The organism is Vibrio genomosp. F10 str. 9ZD137 (genome assembly GCF_049974785.1).
Lineage (GTDB): Bacteria > Pseudomonadota > Gammaproteobacteria > Enterobacterales > Vibrionaceae > Vibrio.
On record NZ_JBNGCJ010000135.1, the window covers coordinates 1 to 1843 of the forward strand.

Annotated in this window: 3 protein-coding genes; 2 read left to right on the forward strand and 1 reads right to left on the reverse strand. The window is 44.2% G+C overall.

The genetic code is table 11. From position 1 onward, the window contains the following. Positions 1 to 72: 72 nt before the first annotated feature. On the reverse strand, positions 73 to 993 hold the full coding sequence (locus tag ACP45E_RS01580) for a histone deacetylase family protein (RefSeq protein WP_017038721.1): 921 nt from the start codon (positions 991 to 993) through the stop codon (positions 73 to 75). 110 nt (positions 994 to 1103) lie between these two features. Here ACP45E_RS01580 and ACP45E_RS01585 point away from each other — a divergent pair, with 110 nt between their 5' ends. Beyond that, a complete protein-coding gene (locus ACP45E_RS01585; RefSeq protein ID WP_017033128.1) occupies positions 1104 to 1229 on the forward strand; it encodes a hypothetical protein in 126 nt (41 codons plus the stop codon). A 25-nt stretch (positions 1230 to 1254) separates the two neighbouring features. Next, the coding region (locus tag ACP45E_RS01590; protein WP_069584626.1) for an SDR family oxidoreductase at positions 1255 to 1843 on the forward strand (589 nt) is incomplete at its 3' end.

Sequence of the window (1843 nt, forward strand, 5' to 3'; positions counted from 1 at the left end):
TGAGAAATCAGTGGGCTTTTTTGCATCTATCCCCCTTCAATTTGAAGGTTCTTTTGGCTTTACGCAACCTCGCTAGCCATACACTTTATGAGCGGCTTTCAATAACTGCATGTGAATAGGAACCAGATCTTGATGTTGAGTTCTATATCCACCACCGACTACACACGCCATCGGGATAGACTCTGATTTCGCTAAATTGATCATCAAACAATCACGCTTGAAGATCCCTTCTGTAGACACATTTAAGTAACCCAGCTCATCGTCTTGATGAATGTCGATACCCGCGTCATAAATGATGAGATCGGGCTGGTGATGAGCAATCGCCAGTTTGGTGACTTGTTCAAAACAGCGCAAAAACTCTTCGTCTTCTGTTTCGCGACTTAATGGCACATCGAAATCGGATAGCGGTTTACGTGCAGGGAAATTTTTATCGCAATGGAATGACAGAGTAATAATGTCATCATTGCCTGCACATAACGTCGCAGTGCCATCACCATGATGAACATCACTATCGACGATAAGCACTTTATCGATATGTTCAAAGATCAGTGCATGCTTGGCTGCCAACACCAGATCGTTGAAGAGACAGAAACCACTACCAAAATCGTGATGTGCATGATGATACCCACCACTGAGGTGAATCGCGACACCACTATCAATGGCCATTTCTGCCGCTAAGCAGGTTCCACCACTTGAGTAGAGTGTTCTTTCGATAAGTTGTTCACTCCAAGGAAATCCGATACGCCTCATTTTGGCCGCGGGCAAATTTCCTGAAACAAGCAGATCAACATACTCACTATCGTGTACCTGCTTTACCTGTTCAACCGAAACGGAGACTGGTTGGAACACGTCAAACATGATGTCCCATTGCGGATCGTTATCCATTAAGGCTTCAATAGCACGATGTAAAAGCTGATATTTGTTGATTGGGTAACGATGACCCTCTGGTAAAGGTAGCTGTGAATAGATTGGGTGATAAATTAAAGGAATCATAATTGGGCTAATTGCGTATTTTTCTCAAAATCATAACAGTCTCAGACTTGGCGACAACTCCAATTAATGATAATGATTATCATTGCTGTTAATTCTAAGGAAAAACAGCAATGAAAAACATAATACTCATCCTTGGGGTGATCTGCGGGTCTACGGCAGCAGTAATGATTTTTGTGGGAATGCTCATGGCCAGTTGGTGGAGCGTTGATTTTCTCGTGTTAAGCCATCAAACTTAACTAATTAAACTGAAAAGGAATCACCATGAGCGCAATTTTTATTACTGGAGCGAACCGCGGTATTGGCTTAAGCCTGACTCAACAATACTTGGAAGGTAACCACAAGGTGTACGCGACTTATCGAGATGCCAATTCAGCACAAGAACTGCTCTCATTCGCAGACCACAACACCAACCTTACCTGCATTCAGTTAGAGCTAACCGATTACCAAGCCGTGAGCAAACTCCCTTCGAAAATTCAGCCGATTGATATATTGATCAGCAACGCAGGCTACTATGGTCCAAAAGGCTACGGCTTGGGTAATACCGATGTCGAAGAGTGGCGCCGGGTTTTTGAGATCAACACCATCGCGCCTTTAAAGCTGGTTGAAACGTTATTACCCATGTTTAAGAATAGCGATGTGAAAAAGATCGCTTGTCTGTCATCGAAAGTTGGCAGCATGGCAGAAAACACCTCAGGCGGCGGTTACCTCTATCGTTCCTCTAAAGCCGCTCTAAACTCAGTTGTGAAGAGTTTAAGTAACGACTTAACCCTAGACGGGTTTACTGTTCTTGCGCTACACCCAGGCTGGGTACAGACTGAAATGGGCGGGCCTAGATCGGAAGAGCGGATCA